Genomic DNA, 16,982 nt, shown 5'->3' with positions numbered 1-16,982 from the left:
CTGATCTGGCGTACGGGCCGACGACGCCCGACGTCTTCACGGGGTTCCGACTCGTCGCGTCGATGAGCGTGGGCTGTTGCGCTAGCGGGCCGTCCGTCGCGGCGTGCCGGGCAGGACGACGATCACTCGCGAGGGGTCGGGAGCGCGCCCGTGTGGAGTCGCTGGAGTCGCCACAGAAGCACCACTGAGCGGTCGGTGGGCCGCTGGCAATCAGCCGCGGTCGGGAACGGCCATCTCGCCGAGCAGGGACCAGTCGTCCTGCGGGACCGTCACATTGACGATGCGGGGCGTCTCGGCGAGGTGGGGCGGCAGGGTCTGTTGCGCGGTCCTGAAGTGCGGGGACTGGACGTGCGCCGCGCCGGCGTTCTCGTCCCGGAACGCCTCGACCAGGACGTACTCCGTCGGGTCGTCGACGCTGCGGGACCAGTCGAACCAGAGGCATCCCGGCTCGCGGCGGGTGGCCTGGGTGAACTCGTCGGCGATCTCGGGCCACCGGTCGGCGTGCTCGGGCAGTACCCGGAACTTGGCGGTAATGAAGATCATTGACATCTCCCGTTCGTGGGCTGCCCCGCCCCTCGGCCAGTGCCGGCCGGATTGCCGGGGTGGGTGACGGACCGGCTCAGCCAGCGTGAACCGAGACGGTGAGGTCCGTGAACGACGCGGGACTGGCGGTTTCCACCCTATACGCCCGGAATGCAGAGCCCTTGGTCAGGTTCACCACGAATCGCGGAGTGAGTTCGGCGGTGGTTCCGGTCGTCGAGGTGGCGAGGCCGGCGTCGGCCAGATCGAGCGCCGCGTCGCGCAGCGCGTAGGGCCCGAACACGTCGGTCGTCGGCGGTGCCGCCTGGCGGCTGGTGGGAGTCGCCGGTGCGCTGCCCGCGCCCTTGGTGACCTGCCACTGGCCGGGGTCGTAGGAGTCGCCGTCGGTGAGGTAGCTCCATCGGACGCCACTGATCGCCCAGTGCCCGTCGGCCTGGCTGACCTGGGACGAGCGTAGATCGAGGACGGACACCCCGTTGGTGCCCACCACCCGTGCGGTCTCGCTCGACGTGCCGGCGCCGGTGACGATCATCGCCGTGTCCTCACCGACGCCGTACACCCGGTCGTGGCCGGTGTCCGCGGCGAGCCTGATCGAGCGGCCGGTCCGGCCACGGGCGTCGAAGTGGGTGTCGACGAGGCCGGAGGTGAAGAAGTTGAACCCGCCAGCCGGCCAGTGGCCGAGGATCTCGTCGTCGTCGAAGTAGCCCGGCCGTGATCCGTCGCGGACCCCGTAGTAGCTCAGCCCGCCGGTGATCATGTGTGGGCCGGCGAAGATCTGCATGCCGGCACTGGTGCCCGCGACCGGTGCGCCGGCGAGGAACCGCTGCCGGATCGCGGCGAGCACCGCGCCGTCAGCGCCGTCGGCGTGGATCATCGACTGGACGTAGCGGAACTGGTCTCCGCCGGTGAAGAAGAACCCGGTCATCGACGCGGCCAACGCGGCGTGGGACGGGTCGTCGCCGCTGCCGTCGCGTTTCGCGGTCACCGGGATCCAGGTGGCCTCCGCGGCTCCGTACCGCTCGAGGACCTTGCCGACCTGGTTGGCGCTCCAGTGTGGGGTCGCCGACGACGCACTGAGCACGCCGATACGCGCCTGGGCGCCGCCCGCCCGACGGACGAACTCGCCGTAGACGGCGCTGTTGTCGTCATCCAGCGCGCCGCCGATCAGCATGATCGCGCCCGGGCCGGCGTTCGTCCCGCCGGGCTGCGCGGACGCGCCGGACGGGGGCAGGGCCCCAGCGACTGCGGCGACGAGCAGCGTGGTGAGCAGCGGCAGAAACCTCGGCCGGGTCATGGGACGACGCTAGACACCGGCGCCACAGGCGTCAAGGAACGTGAATGTCCGGCTGCGGATCAGGACTGCGGGGACGCCGTGAGCTTCGCGATGTCGGGGGCGTAGACGGTCATCCAGTCCGGACGCAGCCGGTAGTAGACCACGTCGTTGTCCCAGTCGAAGAGGTCGTCGCCGTAGAAGTCCTTGAGGTACGCCAGCACGTCCGGCCAGTCCGCGGCCGGCTCGCCGTCCCGGGGGTTGAGGATCTCCGCCTTGCCGTGCGTGAACACGCCCAGGTCCTCACCGCGCATGTGCGCGGCGCTGACGGCGGGCCGCGCCGCGAGGTGGCGGGCCTTGGCGGCGCCGCGCGCCGTGCCGAAGTGCCACTTCCCGTGCAGGAAGTGCCCGTCCACGCCGCTGATCCGCGGCTCGCCCTTCGCCGTCACGGTGGACAGGGCGAGGGTGCACATGCCGGTGAGGACCTGGGTGAGCTGCTCCGCGGTGAGGGTGCGCTCGCTGTTGATGATCGAGCGGAGGTGCGAGGTGGAGCGGGAGAGCGAGGCGTCGAGGAGGGCCTGGAGCTCTTCGAGCTCCTCTGGAGTTTCGCGCATGGAGGTCCTTGTCTATCCGTAGGCCCGGTCCGCGCCCACCATCGAGGCCGACCGGTTGACGCCATGCTCGACCCAAAACCTGACACCCTGCGTCCTGTTTCTTGCCTCGTTTTGCCAACCGCGCCGCAGCCGCACTAGTCGGGCCGGACGGTGAGCGGGACGTCCCGCAGGTCGGGCACCTCCTGCCGGCGCGGTTCCCGGGTCAGAATCGCGGTGAACTCCTCCGGTCGGACCTCCAGGTACGACGGGGCCTCGACGTCGGGGAACCCGCCCGCGGCGACCACGGCCGGGGTGGGGCACTGCCGCTCCGGGCGTACCTGGATGATCTGCCCCGGCCGGACCAGGTACGACGGGCGGTTGACCTTGCCCCCGTCCAGGGTGAACGTGTTGCGCTCGACCAGGCTGCGGGCCTCGCCGACGGTGCGGGCGAAGCCGGCCCGGTGCACCAGCGCGTCCAGCCGCTGCTCCAACTGCCCAGCCAGGTTGTCCGCCGCGTCGCCCGGCTGTCCGGCGGCCGCCACCAGAGCCCGCACCAGCTGCCGCTCCCGCAGGTCGTACGCGGCCCGGACCTGCCGCCGCTCCGCGTCGGGCAGCCGGTAGCCGCGTGGCGCGCGACGGGGGCCGCCCCGGACCCCGATCGGATGCCGCTGCCGGCGCAGTCGGTAACCGTGCGCCGGCTTGAGCGGTACGACGTCGGTCGGCGCGATGTTGGCCTTCGAGCGCAGCGTCATGGGTGCCCTCCCTCGGTGTCGTGGCCACCACCGTGTCCCCGACCGGGGTGAGCCGGCCCCACCCGGTGCGGGTGATCCGTCCGGGTGGGGCCGGGTCGCGGCCTCGGGCCGCCGGTTCGCCCGGCCGCCGCCAGCCTCAGCCGGTCACCGAAGCCGCACCGCTGACCCCCGCCGGGGGGATGCCGAGGGTCTTGAGGACCTGCTGGGCGGTCGCGACGCTGGACTGCGGGTTCTGGCCGGTGACGAGGTTGCCGTCGACCACGACCGTGTTCGACCACGGCGTGCCCGCCTGAACCGTCGCGCCGCGCTCGCGCAGGGTCGTCTCGACCCACCACGGGGTGGCGTCGCCGAGGCCGCCCTGGCGCTCCTCCTCGTCGGTGAAGACGACCAGCCGCCGCCCGGCGAAGGTGAAGGTGCCGTCGGGGCGGTTGGCGGCGAGCAGCGCCGCCGGCCCGTGGCAGAGCGCGGCGATGAGTTGGCCGCGGTCGTCGGCGTCGGTGAGCAGCCGTCCGAGTTCGGCGTCGGTGGCGAGGTCGGCCATCGGGCCGTGCCCGCCCGGGATGTAGATGGCGTCGTACGAGGCCGCGTCCACCTCGGCGATGGCCAGCGGCGCGGACAGGTCGGCGGAGATGCCGGCGAGGTAGTCGCGGAACGTGGCCGCCTCGGCGTCGCCGACCCCGCCTCGGGCGTCGAGGCTGACCGCGTCGACGGTCGGGGCGACGCCGCCGGGCGTGGCGATGTCGACGTCGACGCCGGCATCGCGGAAGACCTGGTGGGAGGCGGCGAGTTCCTCGGCCCAGAAACCGGTCGGGTGGCTGGTGCCGTCGGCGAGGGTCAGGCTGTCGGCGCCGGTGACGATCATCAGGATCTTGGTCATGGAAGGCTCCTGTGCGGTACGAGGAATCAACTTTTGTCGGACGTCGGGGGTCAGTGGCCGGGCGCGGGGACGTCGTTGTCCCGCGTGCGGGGGCGTCAGGCCCGGGCGCCAGCGGGGCTGGCCGCGACGGGCGTCGCGGTGTTGCGTGCGGCGTGCCGGGTGGCGACCAGCAGGACGAGGAGGCCGGCGAAGGTGAGCGCCGCCCCGTCCCACAGGGTGGAGGTGTAGCCGAGGCCGGCGCTGATGGTCACGCCGCCGATCCAGGCGCCGAGGGCGTTGCCGACGTTGAAGGCGGCGATGTTGGCGCCGGATGCCAGGGTCGGCGCCTGCCCGGCGTACTGCATGATCCGCATCTGCAGGCCGGGCACGGTGGCGAAGCCGAACGCGCCCATGAGCGCCAGCGAGATGACGGTCATGGTCTGGCTCGGCGCCGTGACGGCGAAGACGACCAGGACCGCGGTCAGCGCGGCCAGGACGGCGGTGAGCGTCGCGGACACCGATCGGTCGGCGGCCTTGCCGCCGAGGGTGTTGCCGGCGAACAGGCCCAGGCCGAACAGGACCAGCAGCCAGGGGACGGTGCCGGCGGCGAAGCCGCTGACCTCCGTCAGGGTGTACGCGATGTAGGTGAACGCGCCGAACATGCCCCCGAAGCCCAGGATCGTGATCAGCAGCGAGAACCACACCTGCGGGTGGGCGAAGGCCTTGAGTTCGTGGCGCAGGCCGCCGGTGGTGGCGGTGGCGGTGTGTGCCGGAACGAGGGCGGCCATGCCGACCAGGGCGACGACGCCGATGGCGGTGATCGCCCAGAAGGTGGATCGCCAGCCCAGTTGCTGGCCGAGGAAGGTGCCGAACGGGACGCCGAGCACGTTGGCGGCGGTGAGCCCGGTGAACATCATGGCGATCGCGGCCGCTTGGCGGGACGGCGCGACGAGGCTCGCCGCGACGACCGAGCCGATGCCGAAGAAGGCGCCGTGGCTGAGGGCGGCGACGATGCGGCCGGCCATCATCAGCTCGTACGTCCCGGCCAGCGCCGAGGCCAGGTTGCCGGCGATGAACAGGAGCATCAGCCCCATCAGGACGTGCTTGCGGTTGAGTCGGGTGACGGCGGCGGTCAGGCCGATGGCGCCGACGGCGACGGACAGGGCGTAGCCGGAGATCAGCCACCCGGCGGCGGATTCGGTGACGGCGAAGTCGGCGGCGACCTCGGGCAGCAGGCCCATGATCACGAACTCGGTGAGGCCGATACCGAACCCGCCGATCGCGAGAGCGAGCAGGCCCAGTGGCATCTTTCGCAGGTCAGCAGACATCGTTTCTCCAGTGGCGGACATGTAGCGCGCCTGCAACTACCGGCGCGTGCAACACCGATACTTGCGCGCGCCGCCTATCGGCGCAAGCGTGCCACTGGTCACATGGCAGGCGTCTGCAACTATCCGCGTACGCGGCTAGAATTGCGGGCGTACATCCGGCCGTTCGGGCGGCCGGGCGGCACCGGCAACAGCGAGGAGCGCGGGGACGTGGGCATCGGCGACGAGGCGGTCGAGATCCGGGCCCAGGGCTGGCGGACCCTCGCGGCCCTGCACGGCCTCATCGACACCGCCCTCGAGAAGGCGCTGCAGGCCGGGCACCACCTCTCGGTCGTGGAGTACACGGTGCTCGACGCCCTGTCGCGCCAGGACGGCTGGCACATGCGCATGCAGCAGCTCGCGCGCGCCGCCGCCCTCTCCAGCAGCGCCACCACCCGGCTGGTCAACCGCCTCGAAGACCGTGGGCTGCTCACCCGCGTCCTGTGCCAGGACGACCGTCGGGGCATCTACACCGAACTGACCGAGCGGGGCTGGGCGCTGCTCAACCAGTCGCGTCCGACCCACGACGAGGCTCTCGCCGCCGCGTTGGCGCAGGCCGAGGAACTCCCGGAGCTGGCCCCGCTGGTCGACGCCCTGCACCGCCTGCCCGCCAAGACCGCGCAGGTCGCCCACCCCTGACCGCCGTCTCGGGCGGCTCGCTTCGCGGCGACCCCGCTGGCCGCCGCCGGTTGGGCGGTCAGCGCCCGGCCTGCGGTCCCGCACTCACTGAAGCAGCCTGCCGGGCCTTCTCGCGCCGGTCGGCGTGGGGCCTGCGGCGGCTGGATCCTTGGCGTGTCGCCGCCTCGCGTACCCGACGGGCGGCGACGGTCGTTCGTCGGGCGTCGCGAGGGCGGTCTTCCCGGAGGGGTGCGGTGTGACGGCGGCGTCTGCCGTGAACGTCGCGGAGGATCGGCCCTGTCGCGGGCCGGTCGTCGCTCCGTGTCGACCGGCCGGACCATGCCGTGACGGCCGAAGGTCGGCGAAATTCACTTGAAACATGTATAGCTATCGATGTCTCCGGTGCGGTACAGCTGTTCTCGACAACAGGAACACCTAGCAAACGGAGGCGTGCCATGCCGACAACTCGTCGTGCCCTGGGGGCGGCCGGCGCAGCGCTGCTGCTGGTGGCGGCTGCGCTGATCGCCGTGGGAGCGAACCACCGCGCCACGGAATCCGAGCGGGTGGCGCTGGCCGCAGCGGCCGCCGCCCGCGCTGTGCCAGCACTGTCGGAGGAGGGCCTCCGTGCGGTCCTGCTGCCGAAGACGGACCACCCCGCGGGTACCGAACTGGTGGAGATGTCGTTGGCCGACGCGGCGGGGATGTTCGCGCCCGACCCCGACACCACCGTCTCGCCGGTGGCCTGCCTGGGCCCCCTGCAACTGGCGATCGGCGAGCAGGGCAGGGCCGCCGACGGCTGGATCCAGGTCGGCAGCCGGCGCGACGCCGAGAAGGGCACCACGGGCAGGTTCACCGCGACCGTCGGGCAGTTGCCCGACGGGCTGGATCTCGCCCGGCTCCGCGAGGTGGCGGGCACCTGCACGGCCGGCAGCCTGACCTGGCAGTCGCTGAAGGTCCGCGCGACGATCACGCTGGCCGAGGTGCCGGCTCCGCCACTGGACGGGGCCGCGACGTACGGGCTGCAGTCGACCATCACATTCACCGGCCTGACGCAGCAGCAGTTCGACCAACTGGTCGCGGACTCCTGCCGGGTCGAGGCGGCGTCGGCCGTCGTCGAAGCCGGCTGGACCTGCGACGAGGGCGCGGGCGCCGGCACGGTCGCCAACCAGTCCACCGGGGACTACACCGTCCGGCAGTACCAGCTCTACGTGGCCAGGGGGAACCACTACCTGGAGGTCTGCGAGCCGGACCTGGCCACGGCGATCTCGATGTCGCAGCGGCTGTACGACCGGATGCGCTCGATCGTCAAGTGATCCGGGGTCGGCGACCCGGCTCGACCTCCCGCGCCCGTGGGCGGCCGAGCCGGGTCACCGGGCGCCCGCCGCGGAGGCCCCCGACAGCGGCTCGCGTGGCCCCCGGTAGGACTGGGTCTGGCTGTAGACGAGGTTGGTGGTGGTGCTGCCGAACTGCGCCAACTCGTCGACGACCTGTTCGAGGTGGGCCATCGAGGTGGTGGCCACCTTCAGCACGTAACAGTCGTCGCCGGTGACGCGCAGGCACTCCAGGATCTCGCCGCGCTCGCCGAGCAGCCGGTGCAGCGGTTGGTGCCGGCTGCCCGGATACTTCAGGCGCACCACGGCGAGGATCGGCAGGCCCGCCTTGACCAGGTCGACCTCGGCGCGATAGCCGGTGATCACGCCGGCTGTCTCCAACCGCTTGACGCGCTCCGTCGTCGCGGACGCGCTCAAGCTGACCCGCCGCCCGAGCTCGGTCAGCGGGATGCGGCCGTCACGTTGCAGCTCCGCCAGGATCGCCCAGTCCGTCGCGTCGAGGTTCACGGCCATCGCGAAAGGATACCGGCAGATCCACGGAAGACCGGCCCGCACACCGGGAAAAGCCTGTTCATGAGCCGATCTTCCCCGCATAGGCTTGCCGTCATGGAGATCGGCGTCAACGTCCCCAACTTCGGGCCAGGCACCAACCCCGGCGTGCTGCGCCGCTGGGCGCAGACGGTCGAAGGACTCGGGTTCGCCGCACTGCTGGTCTCCGACCATGTCGCGGTGACCCCGGACGTCGCGGAGCAGTACCCGGCGCCCTTCTACGAGCCCTTCACGACCCTGGCGTGGCTGGCCGGCCTCACCGACCGGATCCGCCTCGGTACGACCGTGCTCGTCATGCCGTACCGGCATCCACTGCTCACCGCCCGCATGGCCGCCAACCTGAACGAGGTCAGCGGAGGACGGTTCATACTCGGTGTCGGCGTCGGCTGGGCCCGGCAGGAGTTCGCGGCGCTCGGCGCCGCGTTCGACCAGCGCGGCCGCATGACCGACGCGTACCTGCGTGCCGTGCGGACCGCATGGCAGGACGAGTCGGACTACGGCAGCCGACGGATACCGATCTGGATCGGCGGCAACAGCGACGCCGGTCTGCGCCGGGCGGTACGCCTCGGCGAGGCGTGGCACCCGCTGCGCCGCACCATGCCCTGGCTGCGCGCGGCCGTGGACCGCATGCGGGCCCACGCCACCGAACAGCACCGCCCCGTGCCGCCGTTCGTGCCCCGCATCGCGCTGCGGCTCACCGGCGCGCCCGTCGCCGGAGCGGACAGGTTGGCCGGCGAGGGCAGCATCGGGCAGGTCGTCGACGACCTGGACGAGCTGCGCCAGCTGGGCGCCGACACGGTCGTGCTCGACCCGTTCAACGGCGACCCGGAGGAGACCCGCCGTCCCGAGGTCGCCTGGCAGGCCCTCGCGACGGTGGCCGCCCACCGCGACCGGTACGCCGGCAAACCGTGAAGGAGTAACTGTGACCCCCGACGACGAACGTCATCTGCGGCGCGCGCTCGAACTGGCCGCCGAGGCGCGGGCGGACGGCAACCCGCCGTTCGGATCGCTGCTGGTCGGCGCGGACGGCGCCGTCCTGGCCGAGGAGCGCAACACCTCGCTCACCGACGCCGACATCTCGGCCCATCCGGAGCTGAAGCTGGCCAGGTGGGCGGCGCGCGAACTCGCTGCCGAGGCGGCGGCCGGCACGACGATGTACACCAGCTGCCAACCCTGCAACATGTGCACCGGCGCGATCGAGCGCTCCGGGCTCGGCCGCGTGGTGTTCGCGCTCTCCACCGACCAACTCCGGGCGCTCAAACCGTCCGGCGGGTTCGCCCCCGTGCCGCACGAGGGGCCGGCCCTCTTCGACGAGGCGCGGATCCCGGTCGACGGCTACTACCGTTAACGACTCGCGGTCGTGCGGGACCGCGGCAGTTGGTCGACCGGGCGGACACCCCGCGCTCCGCGCCGGACCGCGGCCCCGGACGGGTCAGCAGCGTGGCACGTTGGGTATGAAGCCGTCGTGGCCGGTCAGGACGTAGGCGTCTGAGACGTACCGGCTGGTGCCGATCCGGTTCCAGACGTTCGTCGTGCCGTAGGGGCCGGTCACCGTCGTGCCGACGGCCTGGCAGTAGATGCTGACGGTCGCGCCGTCAGCGACGGAACCCACGATGCTGTAGCCGGCGCCGGGTCCGGAGCGTACGTTGAGGCTGGCCCCCTCGGTGTTCACCGTGCCGGAGCCGATGGCGGTCCGCCCGTTGACCAACTGCAGGTAGTAGGTCCAGTTCCAGTGCGGCCCCGGATCGGTGTGGGTGGCCCCGGGCACCTCGTTGTGGCCGATGATGTGCGCCCGGTCTTTGGGGATGCCGTACTTGTCGGCGAGGCTGCGGGTCAGGGCCGCGGAGGCCCGGTACATCGCGTCGGTGAACCAGGCCGCGTTGTCGACGTAACCCTCGTGTTCGATGCCGATGGACTGGGTGTTGTAGGTCCAGTTGCCGGCGTGCCAGGCGATGTCCTTCTCGCGTACCGACTGGGTGACCGCCCCGTCGGACGAGCGGAACGTGTAGTGCGCGCTGGCCTTGGCGGCCGGGTTCTGGAACCAGCTGATCGAACCGGCGTAGCTGCCCTGCGTCACGTGGATGACGATGTAGCGGACGGGGTGGCTGCTGGGCCGGGTGGCGACGGTGTAGTTGCTGGCGCTGGCCGGTGCCCACGCGGCCGGCCCGTAGTCGGTGCTGAGGACGCCGGCCTCGCCCGCCGCCTGACCGAGTGCGCCCCGTCGCGGGGCCACCGGCCGCCCTGCCACCGTCACCCCGCCCGGCTGTCCCGTCTCGAAGCCGGTTTCGAGCAGGTCGTAGACGGCGTCTGCGTAGAGCCGGGCGGTCGACGGGGTGGCTGCGCCGCCGTAGCGGGCGACCGAGGCGAACCAATTGTTGACGTCCGCGCGCCCGGCCGGGGTCAGGCCGGCCTGGTCGGCGTAGGAGCGCAGGACGGCCGCCGCCCCGGTGATGTTCGCGGCGGGGTCGGCGCGCAGCGTGCCGCGGTGGAGCCCGGTCAGCGTGGCCGCCTCGTCCAGGGTGTGCAGCCTCGGGTTGCTGACCAGATGCATGATGCCGTAGCCACCCGCCGCGCTCGGTGTGCCACCGTGCCCGTCCAGGCGGGTCTCGGCGTAGCCGAGCGCGACGAGCAGATCGCGGGGAACGTCGTACCGGCGTGCGGCGGTGTCGAACGCGGTGGCCAGTTGACCCGACGCCGGCGAGCCCCGGTCCGGGGCGGCGGACGCCGGGGAGGCCGCCAGAACCGATTGACCGGACAGGACCAGGGTCGCGGCCAGCATGGCGATGAGCAGCCCGGGTGCACGCCGTGCGGCGCGTCGACCAGTCACCTTGACCTCCCTCACGTTCGCCCACATCGATGAGAGGCGATGGGTGGCGGTAACATACACCGCCGTGGACGCCGCTGTAAACGGCTTGCAGCGATGCGCTTTCGGGATGGCGGAATCCTTCATTCGGCGGCATCGGACCGCCGAGACGGCGCGTCTCCACCGGAGACGGATCGTGAACGGCCGGCGCGGTGGGGCCTAGGAGTCGTACCGGCCGACGTCCGGGGCACGTGGCCGGCGGCACTAGGGTGACGGCATGACCTTGCCCCCTGCCGCCGCCTCGTCCGCGCATGCCGAAACGTTGCTCGCCGAGACCCGGCGGGTGACGGCGGCCGATCCGCTGGACGCCGCGTACCTCGAAGGGCTGTGCCGTGAGATCGACGGCCGTATCGTGCGCGGCGACGCTATGATCGGGATCCTGCCGGTCGAGGCGTACGACGTGCTCGTCCGGGGCTACGCCGCCGCGGCCCTGGCCGGCCGGACCGGCGTGTGGGTGCCCCTGGGGAAGCGGCTGCTCGACCCGCGGGCCGGACGGCCGCCGGCGTGGCCGTCGCCGCACCCGTTCCCCGCGGGCGACGAGACCCTGGACGCCGCCCTGCGCTGCTTCGCCGAGGCCGCCCGGCACGGCAACCGCGAGGGCGCGTACCTGTTCGCCGCCCTCGGCCGGCAGGCCGTGGGCCGGGTGGGTCGGTACGCGCTGACGCTGCTGGAGCCGCTGCGGGCCGACGACCCGACCGGGGAGGCGACCTACTGGTCCGGCATCGTGCGCTACCTGCTGGGCGACGGCGAGGCCGCGGTCGCGGACCATCAGCGGGCCGCCGCGGCCGGCAACGCCGACGCGATGTTCGAGCTGCACGTCCTGTACGGCACCGGGGACGCGGTGCCGCGCGACGACGCGGCGGCGCGGCAGTGGCTGATGCGCGCCGCCGAGCGGGACCACCCCCGTGCCCTGTACAACGTCGCGGCGGCGTACGCCACCGGCCAGGGGTTCCCCCGGGACGAGGTCGCCGCCGCCGGCTGGTACGAGCGCGCCGCGGACGCCGGTAACCCGCGCGCCGCGGCCACCCTGGGCGTGATGTGCCTGCTCGGCTCCGGCGTGCCCGCCGACCCGGCCCGCGCCGCCGGGTGGCTCGACCGGGCCGAGGAGCAGGGGTTCGACGTCGACGGCTGGCTGGACCAGCTCGGCATCCGCCGGCCCGCCTGACCCGTCTGCCAGGCAGGCCATGGTGGCGGTGGGCAGGCGTCGGACGCCGGGCCTGCGGCGTGAGGATCATCGACGCGGCCTGGTCACCGCCATCCCCGGGACGCTCGGGTAGCGGTGGCCACCGATGCGCCGGACGCCGCGGTGCGGCCCGGCGCTGACCGTCGCGGCACAGGCGGGCGCACCGCGCCGGGCCGGAGACCGGGCGCCGCCGGGAGGGTGGGTCCTCCCGACGGCGCCCGGTGCGTCAGCTGCGGTTGATGGTGAAGGTGGACGTGGTGTTGCGGACGTCCTGCCAGTTGTCGGTCAGCCGCAGGTTCACGAAGGTGGCCGAGCCGACGGCCGGGCCCTGGCCCTGCTCGGGCATCTCGTTGACCCAGATCCCGAAGCCCGACTTGGCGTCGAACGTGTCACCGCTGCGCCGCGCTCCCGAGATCGACACGTTGGTGAAGACGGTGTCGGTGATCGGGTTCTCCGGCTGGCCCCCGGTGTACTTGGTCTGGAACATGATCCCGGAGTACGTCGGGTCGACGATGTCCACGTCGGACACCCGGATGCCGCGGAACTCCTTCGACGCCGAGAAGACCCAGATCGCCGGGAAGGTCTGCGCGCCCCAGAAGTGCCCACCGGCCCGGATCAGCGAGATGTTCTGGAACTGCGTCGGCGGGCTGGCCCCGAGCCCGATGAACGGGTAGCCGAAGTCCAGCGAGCTGATCGTGATGCCGGAGTACGTCAGCATGTCCGCGATGTAGAGGTTGCGGAAGATGTTGTCGTAGCCGCCGTACACCGCGATCCCGGCCGCCCGCCAGGTCAGCGTGGCGGTCAGGTTCTCGAAGACGTTGCCGTGGTTGGCCGTGGCGCCCCCCTGGTCGACCGCCGAGAAGAGCGCGAACGCGTCGTCCCCGTTCGATCTGCCCTCGGAGTTGCTGACCAGGTTGTCGGTGCTGCCGTTGGTCATGTTCACCGCGTCGGCGAAGGTGTTCCGGAAGCGGCTGTTGGTGATCTTCAGGCCGCTGACGCTCACCCCCCAGTACGCGCAGACCGTGTGTTCGACCCAGACGTTGTCCAGGGTCATGTTGTCCACGTCCTTCAGCTCACCCCAGACCTTCCCCGGACCGTCGATGCGGTTGGTGTAGTTGCCGAAGAAGGCCAGGTGCGCGAAGGACGACCCGCTCGCCGAGGGCTCCACCCGGAAACCGGCGTCGGTGTTCTGCTGGCTGGTCGGCGTCTGGAAGCGGGTGAACCACATGCCCGCGCCGACCACCCTGACCGGCTTGCCGTAGACCTGGAACTTCTGCGCGGTCTCGTACGTGCCGGCCGGCAGGTAGACGCCGACGAGGGTGCCGGTGCTGTCCATCCGGACCGCGTCCAGGGCGTTCTGCACGTCGGAGTGGCTGAACCCGGTCGGCACCTTGTAGCGGGCCGGGTCCGGGTTGGCCCGCGGCGACACCTGCTCCAGGTTGACGAAGTCGATGGCGTACGTGGTGCTGTTGGCCGGGTCCTTCTGGAGCCGGATCCGGCTGCCCGCCGGGACGGTGGAGTTCAGCAGCACGTTCGCCTCGTCGTAGATGTGCCGGGGCGGGCCGGCGCTGGGGGAGTCGCTCGGGCTGGCCTCCGCGCCGTACAGCCAGGTGTGCTTCGAGGTGAGGCTGATCGGCTTGTGCAGCACCCCGTTGACGTAGACGTTCAACGTCGCGTCGATGCCCCCGCCGCCCGGCGCGTCCGGGATGGAGAAGCGGGTGACCAGGGCGTTGGCCGGGGCCCGGGTGGTCCACTCGACGTACGCGCCGGTGCTGTTCAGGGTGACCGCCCGCCGGCCGGACGCCTCCCCGGCCAGGTCGCCGATGGTCCGGTTCGGCCCGACCACCTGCGCCCCGCCGCCGACCGAGCCCTCCTCGGCCTCGTACATGTCGTACGGCAGGTTGGCGCCGCGGCCCACGAAGAGCGACCGCTCGCTGGTGTTGTTCTGCCGCTTCACCGGCAGCTCGTTGGCGTCGTCGGCGAGCACCACGCGGACCGTGTACCGGCCGTTGGCCGCGGTCCAGGTGCCCAGGTTGACCGGGCCGGCGCTCGCCCCGGCGGCGATGGTGCCGCTGTACGCGCCGGTCAGCGTACGGACCACGGCGCCGGTGTCGGTGAGCAGGGTCAGCGTGATGCCGTGCGCGCCGCTCGCCGAGGCGACCGTGCCCTGGTTGCGCAGGGTCACCGCGAAGCTGACCGGGGCGCCGGCGCTGGGCGTGCCGGGCGACCAGGTCACCGCCGAGGCGACCAGGTCGGAGCTGGCCACCGGACTGACCGTCAGCGGGGTCGGGCTGGCGTGGCTGTTGTTCGCTTCGTTCTGCTCGATGACCGCGTTCGCCTCGTCGACCGTGGCGCGCAGTGGGTAGCTGCCGGCGTCGCGCGGGCCGATGGTCGCCGAGACGGTGGTCGAGGCGCCGGCCGCGAGGGCGCCGACGCCGGCCGTGCCGACCTTCGTCGTACCCAGGTGGAAGCCGACGGTGGTGGCGGCGGAGGCCGCCGTGCCGGCGTTGCGCACGGTGGCGGAGAGGGTGATCGCGTCGGTCTCCACCGGCGCGGTCGGCGCGACGGTGATCCCGGTGACGGTGAGGTCCGGGTTCGGCGCCGGGGTGCCGATCACCTGCAGCTCGGCGACCTGCCCGTTGGACGAGCCGGTGTTGGCGGTGAACTGGAGCCGGACGTCGGCCGCCGTCGCCGACACCGGGACGGTCACCGTGTTGCTGCTGGCCGGGCTGAACGGGTACGCCGCCGAGCCGACCAGCGTGCTGAACCCGGACGCGGACTGCTCGCGGCCGAGCACCTGGAAGGTCTGCGTGCGGGCGCCCCAGGCAGGGTCGGGGTTGAGCTTCACCACCAGCGCGCGGATGCTGGCGTTCGCGCCGAGCGCGACGGTCAGCGTGCTCGGGTACGCCCCGGGCGCGCCCTCCCAGTAGGTGCTCACGTCGTCGTCGTTGGCGTTGGTGGCGGTGAAGACGTGCACCACCGACGAGGCGGTGATGGGCTTACCGACCGCGAGGTTGGTGCCGCCCGGCGTGCTGCCGGCGCGGGTCACCGTGTTGCTGTTCGCCGACACGTTGCCCGCCGCGTCCCGGGCCCGGACGAAGTAGGAGACCGTGGCGGTGTCCGGCTGGCTGTCGGTGTACGTCAGGGTCGAGCCGTCCACGCTGCCGCGCAGCGCGCCGTTGGCGTAGACGTCGTAGCCGGTCACCCCGACGTTGTCGGTGGACGCCGTCCAGGTCAGGCGGACCTGCCCGGCGGCCGGCTGGGTGTGGGCCAGGTTGCCGGGCGCGGTCGGCGCGACCGTGTCGCCCGAGCTGCCGGTGCGGGTCACCGTGTTGCTGTTCGCCGAGGCGTTGCCGGCCGCGTCGCGGGCCCGGACGTGGTAGGAGACGGTGGCGCCGGCCGGCTGGGTGTCGGTGTACGTCAGCGTGGTCCCGCCGACGCTGCTCCGCAGGACGCCGTTGGCGTAGACGTCGTAGCCGGTCACCCCGACGTTGTCGGTGGACGCCGTCCAGGTCAGGCGGATCTGCCCGGCGGCCGGCTCGGTGTAGGCCAGGTTGCCCGGCGCGGACGGCGGCTGGGTGTCGCCGGTCGCCGGCCCGTAGACCTCCAACTCGGAGAGCTGCCCGGCGGGCCAGCCGGTGTTGGCGGTGAAGAGCAGCCGCAGGTACCGGGTGCCGGCGGCGGTGAACGTGATGGTCACCGTGTTGTGGGCGCCCGGGGTGAACGCGTACCCGGCCGACGCGACGACGGTGCCGAAGGTCGAGCCGTCGGTGCTGCCCTGCACGGTGATCGTCTGGGTGCGGGCGTCCCAGCCGGTCGGCAGCTTGAGCACCAGCCGGTTGACGCTCACCGTGGCCGCGAGGTCGACCTGGATCCACTGCGGGAACGCGTTGTTCGCGCCCTCCCAGTAGCTGCCCTGGTTGCCGTCGTTGGCGTTCCCGGCGACGTAGACGTCCGCGTGGGCGCTGGCGGTCATGGTCCGGCCGAGCGCCAGGTTCGTCGAGGAGGTCGCCGCGCCGTAGACCTCCAGCTCGGCGAGCTGCGCGGCGGCCCAGCCGGTGTTGGCGGTGATCGCGACCCGGACGTACCGGGTGGTGGTGGCCGGGAAGTCGAGCGTCACCGTGTTGCCGTTGGCGGGGCTGAACGCCCGGCCGGCCGAGGCGACGATGGTGCTGAAGCCGCCGCCGTCCGCGCTGCCCTGCACCGACAGCGTCTGGGTGCGCGCCTCCCAGCCGGTCGGCAGCTTCAGCTTCACCTGGTCGATCGACCGGCCGGAGCCGAGGTCGACCTGCGCCCACTGGGGAAGGGTGCCACTGCTCTCCCAGTAGGTCGACGGGTTGCCGTCGGTCAGGTTGGCCGCGACGTACGGGCCGTTGGCGCTGCTGGCCGTGGCGCTGCGGCCGGCGGCGAGGTTGGGTCCGCCGGCGGCGAGGGCCGGTGGCGCGGGCGCCGCGGTGACGGCGAGGCCGAGCACGGCGAGCGCCGCGACGACGCGGGTACGGAATCTGGACATGGTGGGGGACACCTTCTTCCGGGGGACGTGGAGAGGCGTGTGCGCGGTGCGGTGCGGGCGGGGCCCGGTCGGCGTCCGGGCCCCGCCCACAGGTCAGGTGGCGTGGACCTCGAACTCGGCGAGCTGGCCGGCGGGCCAGCCGGTGTTGCCGGTGACGGTGATCCGGACGAACCGGCGGTCGCCGGCCGGTACGCCGATCGTCACGGTGTTGCCGCTGGCCGGGTCGAAGGTGCGGCCGGTCGGCGCGGCGAGCGTGGCCCACGACGAGCCGTCGGCGGAGCCGAGCACCGACACCGTCTGGGTCCGGGTCTGCCAGGCCGAGGAGGGCGGCAGCTTCAGCACGATCCGGGACACCGCACGGGCGGCGCCCAGGTCGACCGTCACCGACTGCGGGAAGGCGTTGTTGGCGCTCTCCCAGTAGGTGTTCGGGTTGCCGTCCACCGCGTTCGCCGCGACGTACACGTCGGCGTGGCTGGTCTCGGCGATCGGCCGGTTGAGCGCCAGGTTGCCGGTGGGGGGCGGCGTCGTGGTCGGCGGGGGAGTGGTGGTG

Annotated in this window: 15 protein-coding genes; 5 read left to right on the top strand and 10 right to left on the bottom strand. The window is 72.5% G+C overall.

Going from position 1 to position 16,982, the window contains the following annotated elements; translation table 11 throughout:
• Nucleotides 1-210: 210 nt before the first annotated feature.
• From ACSNOB_RS19900 to ACSNOB_RS19875, 6 genes are all read right to left on the bottom strand, one after another.
• The gene (locus ACSNOB_RS19900; RefSeq protein WP_436688012.1) at nt 211-543 is read right to left on the bottom strand and encodes a putative quinol monooxygenase; all 333 of its coding nucleotides are present in this window, start codon (nt 541-543) and stop codon (nt 211-213) included.
• Between the two features lie 76 nt (nt 544-619).
• Complete coding sequence (locus ACSNOB_RS19895) at nt 620-1,834, bottom strand: cyanophycinase (RefSeq protein WP_436688011.1); 1,215 nt, start codon at nt 1,832-1,834, stop codon at nt 620-622.
• A gap of 59 nt (nt 1,835-1,893) precedes the next feature.
• Nucleotides 1,894-2,424, bottom strand: coding sequence for a pyridoxamine 5'-phosphate oxidase family protein (locus ACSNOB_RS19890; RefSeq protein ID WP_436688010.1), 531 nt, complete (start codon nt 2,422-2,424; stop codon nt 1,894-1,896).
• Nucleotides 2,425-2,558: 134 nt separating this feature from the next.
• Nucleotides 2,559-3,155, bottom strand: a complete 597-nt coding sequence (gene rpsD / locus ACSNOB_RS19885) for a 30S ribosomal protein S4 (RefSeq protein ID WP_436688009.1) — start codon at nt 3,153-3,155, stop codon at nt 2,559-2,561.
• 136 nt (nt 3,156-3,291) lie between these two features.
• Nucleotides 3,292-4,032 (bottom strand): type 1 glutamine amidotransferase domain-containing protein, encoded by a 741-nt coding sequence (locus ACSNOB_RS19880; RefSeq protein WP_436688008.1) that lies wholly within the window; start codon nt 4,030-4,032, stop codon nt 3,292-3,294.
• A gap of 95 nt (nt 4,033-4,127) precedes the next feature.
• Nucleotides 4,128-5,339, bottom strand: a complete 1,212-nt coding sequence (locus ACSNOB_RS19875) for an MFS transporter (RefSeq protein WP_436688007.1) — start codon at nt 5,337-5,339, stop codon at nt 4,128-4,130.
• A gap of 102 nt (nt 5,340-5,441) precedes the next feature.
• Here ACSNOB_RS19875 and ACSNOB_RS19870 point away from each other — a divergent pair, with 102 nt between their 5' ends.
• Both ACSNOB_RS19870 and ACSNOB_RS19865 read left to right on the top strand, forming a co-directional pair.
• Nucleotides 5,442-6,014: a MarR family winged helix-turn-helix transcriptional regulator gene (locus ACSNOB_RS19870; protein WP_436688006.1), complete on the top strand. Its 573-nt coding sequence runs from the start codon at nt 5,442-5,444 to the stop codon at nt 6,012-6,014.
• A gap of 434 nt (nt 6,015-6,448) precedes the next feature.
• Nucleotides 6,449-7,306: a hypothetical protein gene (locus tag ACSNOB_RS19865; protein WP_436688005.1), complete on the top strand. Its 858-nt coding sequence runs from the start codon at nt 6,449-6,451 to the stop codon at nt 7,304-7,306.
• A 54-nt stretch (nt 7,307-7,360) separates the two neighbouring features.
• Here ACSNOB_RS19865 and ACSNOB_RS19860 read toward each other — a convergent pair whose 3' ends face one another.
• A complete protein-coding gene (locus tag ACSNOB_RS19860; RefSeq protein ID WP_436688004.1) occupies nt 7,361-7,837 on the bottom strand; it encodes an Lrp/AsnC family transcriptional regulator in 477 nt (158 codons plus the stop codon).
• 93 nt (nt 7,838-7,930) lie between these two features.
• On the opposite strand from ACSNOB_RS19860, the gene ACSNOB_RS19855 reads away from it, so the two are divergent.
• Nucleotides 7,931-8,785 (top strand): TIGR03619 family F420-dependent LLM class oxidoreductase, encoded by an 855-nt coding sequence (locus tag ACSNOB_RS19855; protein WP_436688003.1) that lies wholly within the window; start codon nt 7,931-7,933, stop codon nt 8,783-8,785.
• Nucleotides 8,786-8,795: 10 nt separating this feature from the next.
• Nucleotides 8,796-9,221 carry a nucleoside deaminase gene (locus ACSNOB_RS19850; RefSeq protein WP_436688002.1) on the top strand — a complete coding sequence of 142 codons (426 nt, stop codon included), beginning with the start codon at nt 8,796-8,798 and terminating at the stop codon, nt 9,219-9,221.
• A gap of 84 nt (nt 9,222-9,305) precedes the next feature.
• Here ACSNOB_RS19850 and ACSNOB_RS19845 read toward each other — a convergent pair whose 3' ends face one another.
• Nucleotides 9,306-10,700 (bottom strand): N-acetylmuramoyl-L-alanine amidase, encoded by a 1,395-nt coding sequence (locus tag ACSNOB_RS19845; protein ID WP_436688001.1) that lies wholly within the window; start codon nt 10,698-10,700, stop codon nt 9,306-9,308.
• A gap of 253 nt (nt 10,701-10,953) precedes the next feature.
• Between ACSNOB_RS19845 and ACSNOB_RS19840 the strand changes: the two genes are divergently transcribed.
• A complete protein-coding gene (locus ACSNOB_RS19840; protein WP_436688000.1) occupies nt 10,954-11,901 on the top strand; it encodes a tetratricopeptide repeat protein in 948 nt (315 codons plus the stop codon).
• 244 nt (nt 11,902-12,145) lie between these two features.
• Here ACSNOB_RS19840 and ACSNOB_RS19835 read toward each other — a convergent pair whose 3' ends face one another.
• Both ACSNOB_RS19835 and ACSNOB_RS19830 read right to left on the bottom strand, forming a co-directional pair.
• Nucleotides 12,146-16,432: a discoidin domain-containing protein gene (locus ACSNOB_RS19835; protein ID WP_436687999.1), complete on the bottom strand. Its 4,287-nt coding sequence runs from the start codon at nt 16,430-16,432 to the stop codon at nt 12,146-12,148.
• 93 nt (nt 16,433-16,525) lie between these two features.
• Nucleotides 16,526-16,982 (bottom strand): discoidin domain-containing protein (locus ACSNOB_RS19830; protein WP_436687998.1); only part of this gene is annotated, 457 nt, incomplete at its 5' end.

Source organism: Micromonospora sp. URMC 106 (assembly GCF_051386395.1).
GTDB lineage: Bacteria > Actinomycetota > Actinomycetes > Mycobacteriales > Micromonosporaceae > Micromonospora.
The sequence above is the reverse complement of the archived record's forward strand: the minus strand, read 5'-3'. Positions and strand labels throughout refer to the sequence as shown.

Coding starts and splice junctions, on each gene's coding strand:
- ACSNOB_RS19875 (WP_436688007.1), bottom strand. CDS start 5,339: ATGTCTGCTGACCTGCGAAAGATGCCACTGGGCCTGCTCGCTCTCGCG.
- ACSNOB_RS19895 (WP_436688011.1), bottom strand. CDS start 1,834: ATGACCCGGCCGAGGTTTCTGCCGCTGCTCACCACGCTGCTCGTCGCC.
- ACSNOB_RS19870 (WP_436688006.1), top strand. CDS start 5,442: ATGGCAGGCGTCTGCAACTATCCGCGTACGCGGCTAGAATTGCGGGCG.
- ACSNOB_RS19840 (WP_436688000.1), top strand. CDS start 10,954: ATGACCTTGCCCCCTGCCGCCGCCTCGTCCGCGCATGCCGAAACGTTG.
- ACSNOB_RS19865 (WP_436688005.1), top strand. CDS start 6,449: ATGCCGACAACTCGTCGTGCCCTGGGGGCGGCCGGCGCAGCGCTGCTG.
- ACSNOB_RS19890 (WP_436688010.1), bottom strand. CDS start 2,424: ATGCGCGAAACTCCAGAGGAGCTCGAAGAGCTCCAGGCCCTCCTCGAC.
- ACSNOB_RS19855 (WP_436688003.1), top strand. CDS start 7,931: ATGGAGATCGGCGTCAACGTCCCCAACTTCGGGCCAGGCACCAACCCC.
- ACSNOB_RS19880 (WP_436688008.1), bottom strand. CDS start 4,032: ATGACCAAGATCCTGATGATCGTCACCGGCGCCGACAGCCTGACCCTC.
- rpsD (WP_436688009.1), bottom strand. CDS start 3,155: ATGACGCTGCGCTCGAAGGCCAACATCGCGCCGACCGACGTCGTACCG.
- ACSNOB_RS19860 (WP_436688004.1), bottom strand. CDS start 7,837: ATGGCCGTGAACCTCGACGCGACGGACTGGGCGATCCTGGCGGAGCTG.
- ACSNOB_RS19835 (WP_436687999.1), bottom strand. CDS start 16,432: ATGTCCAGATTCCGTACCCGCGTCGTCGCGGCGCTCGCCGTGCTCGGC.
- ACSNOB_RS19900 (WP_436688012.1), bottom strand. CDS start 543: ATGATCTTCATTACCGCCAAGTTCCGGGTACTGCCCGAGCACGCCGAC.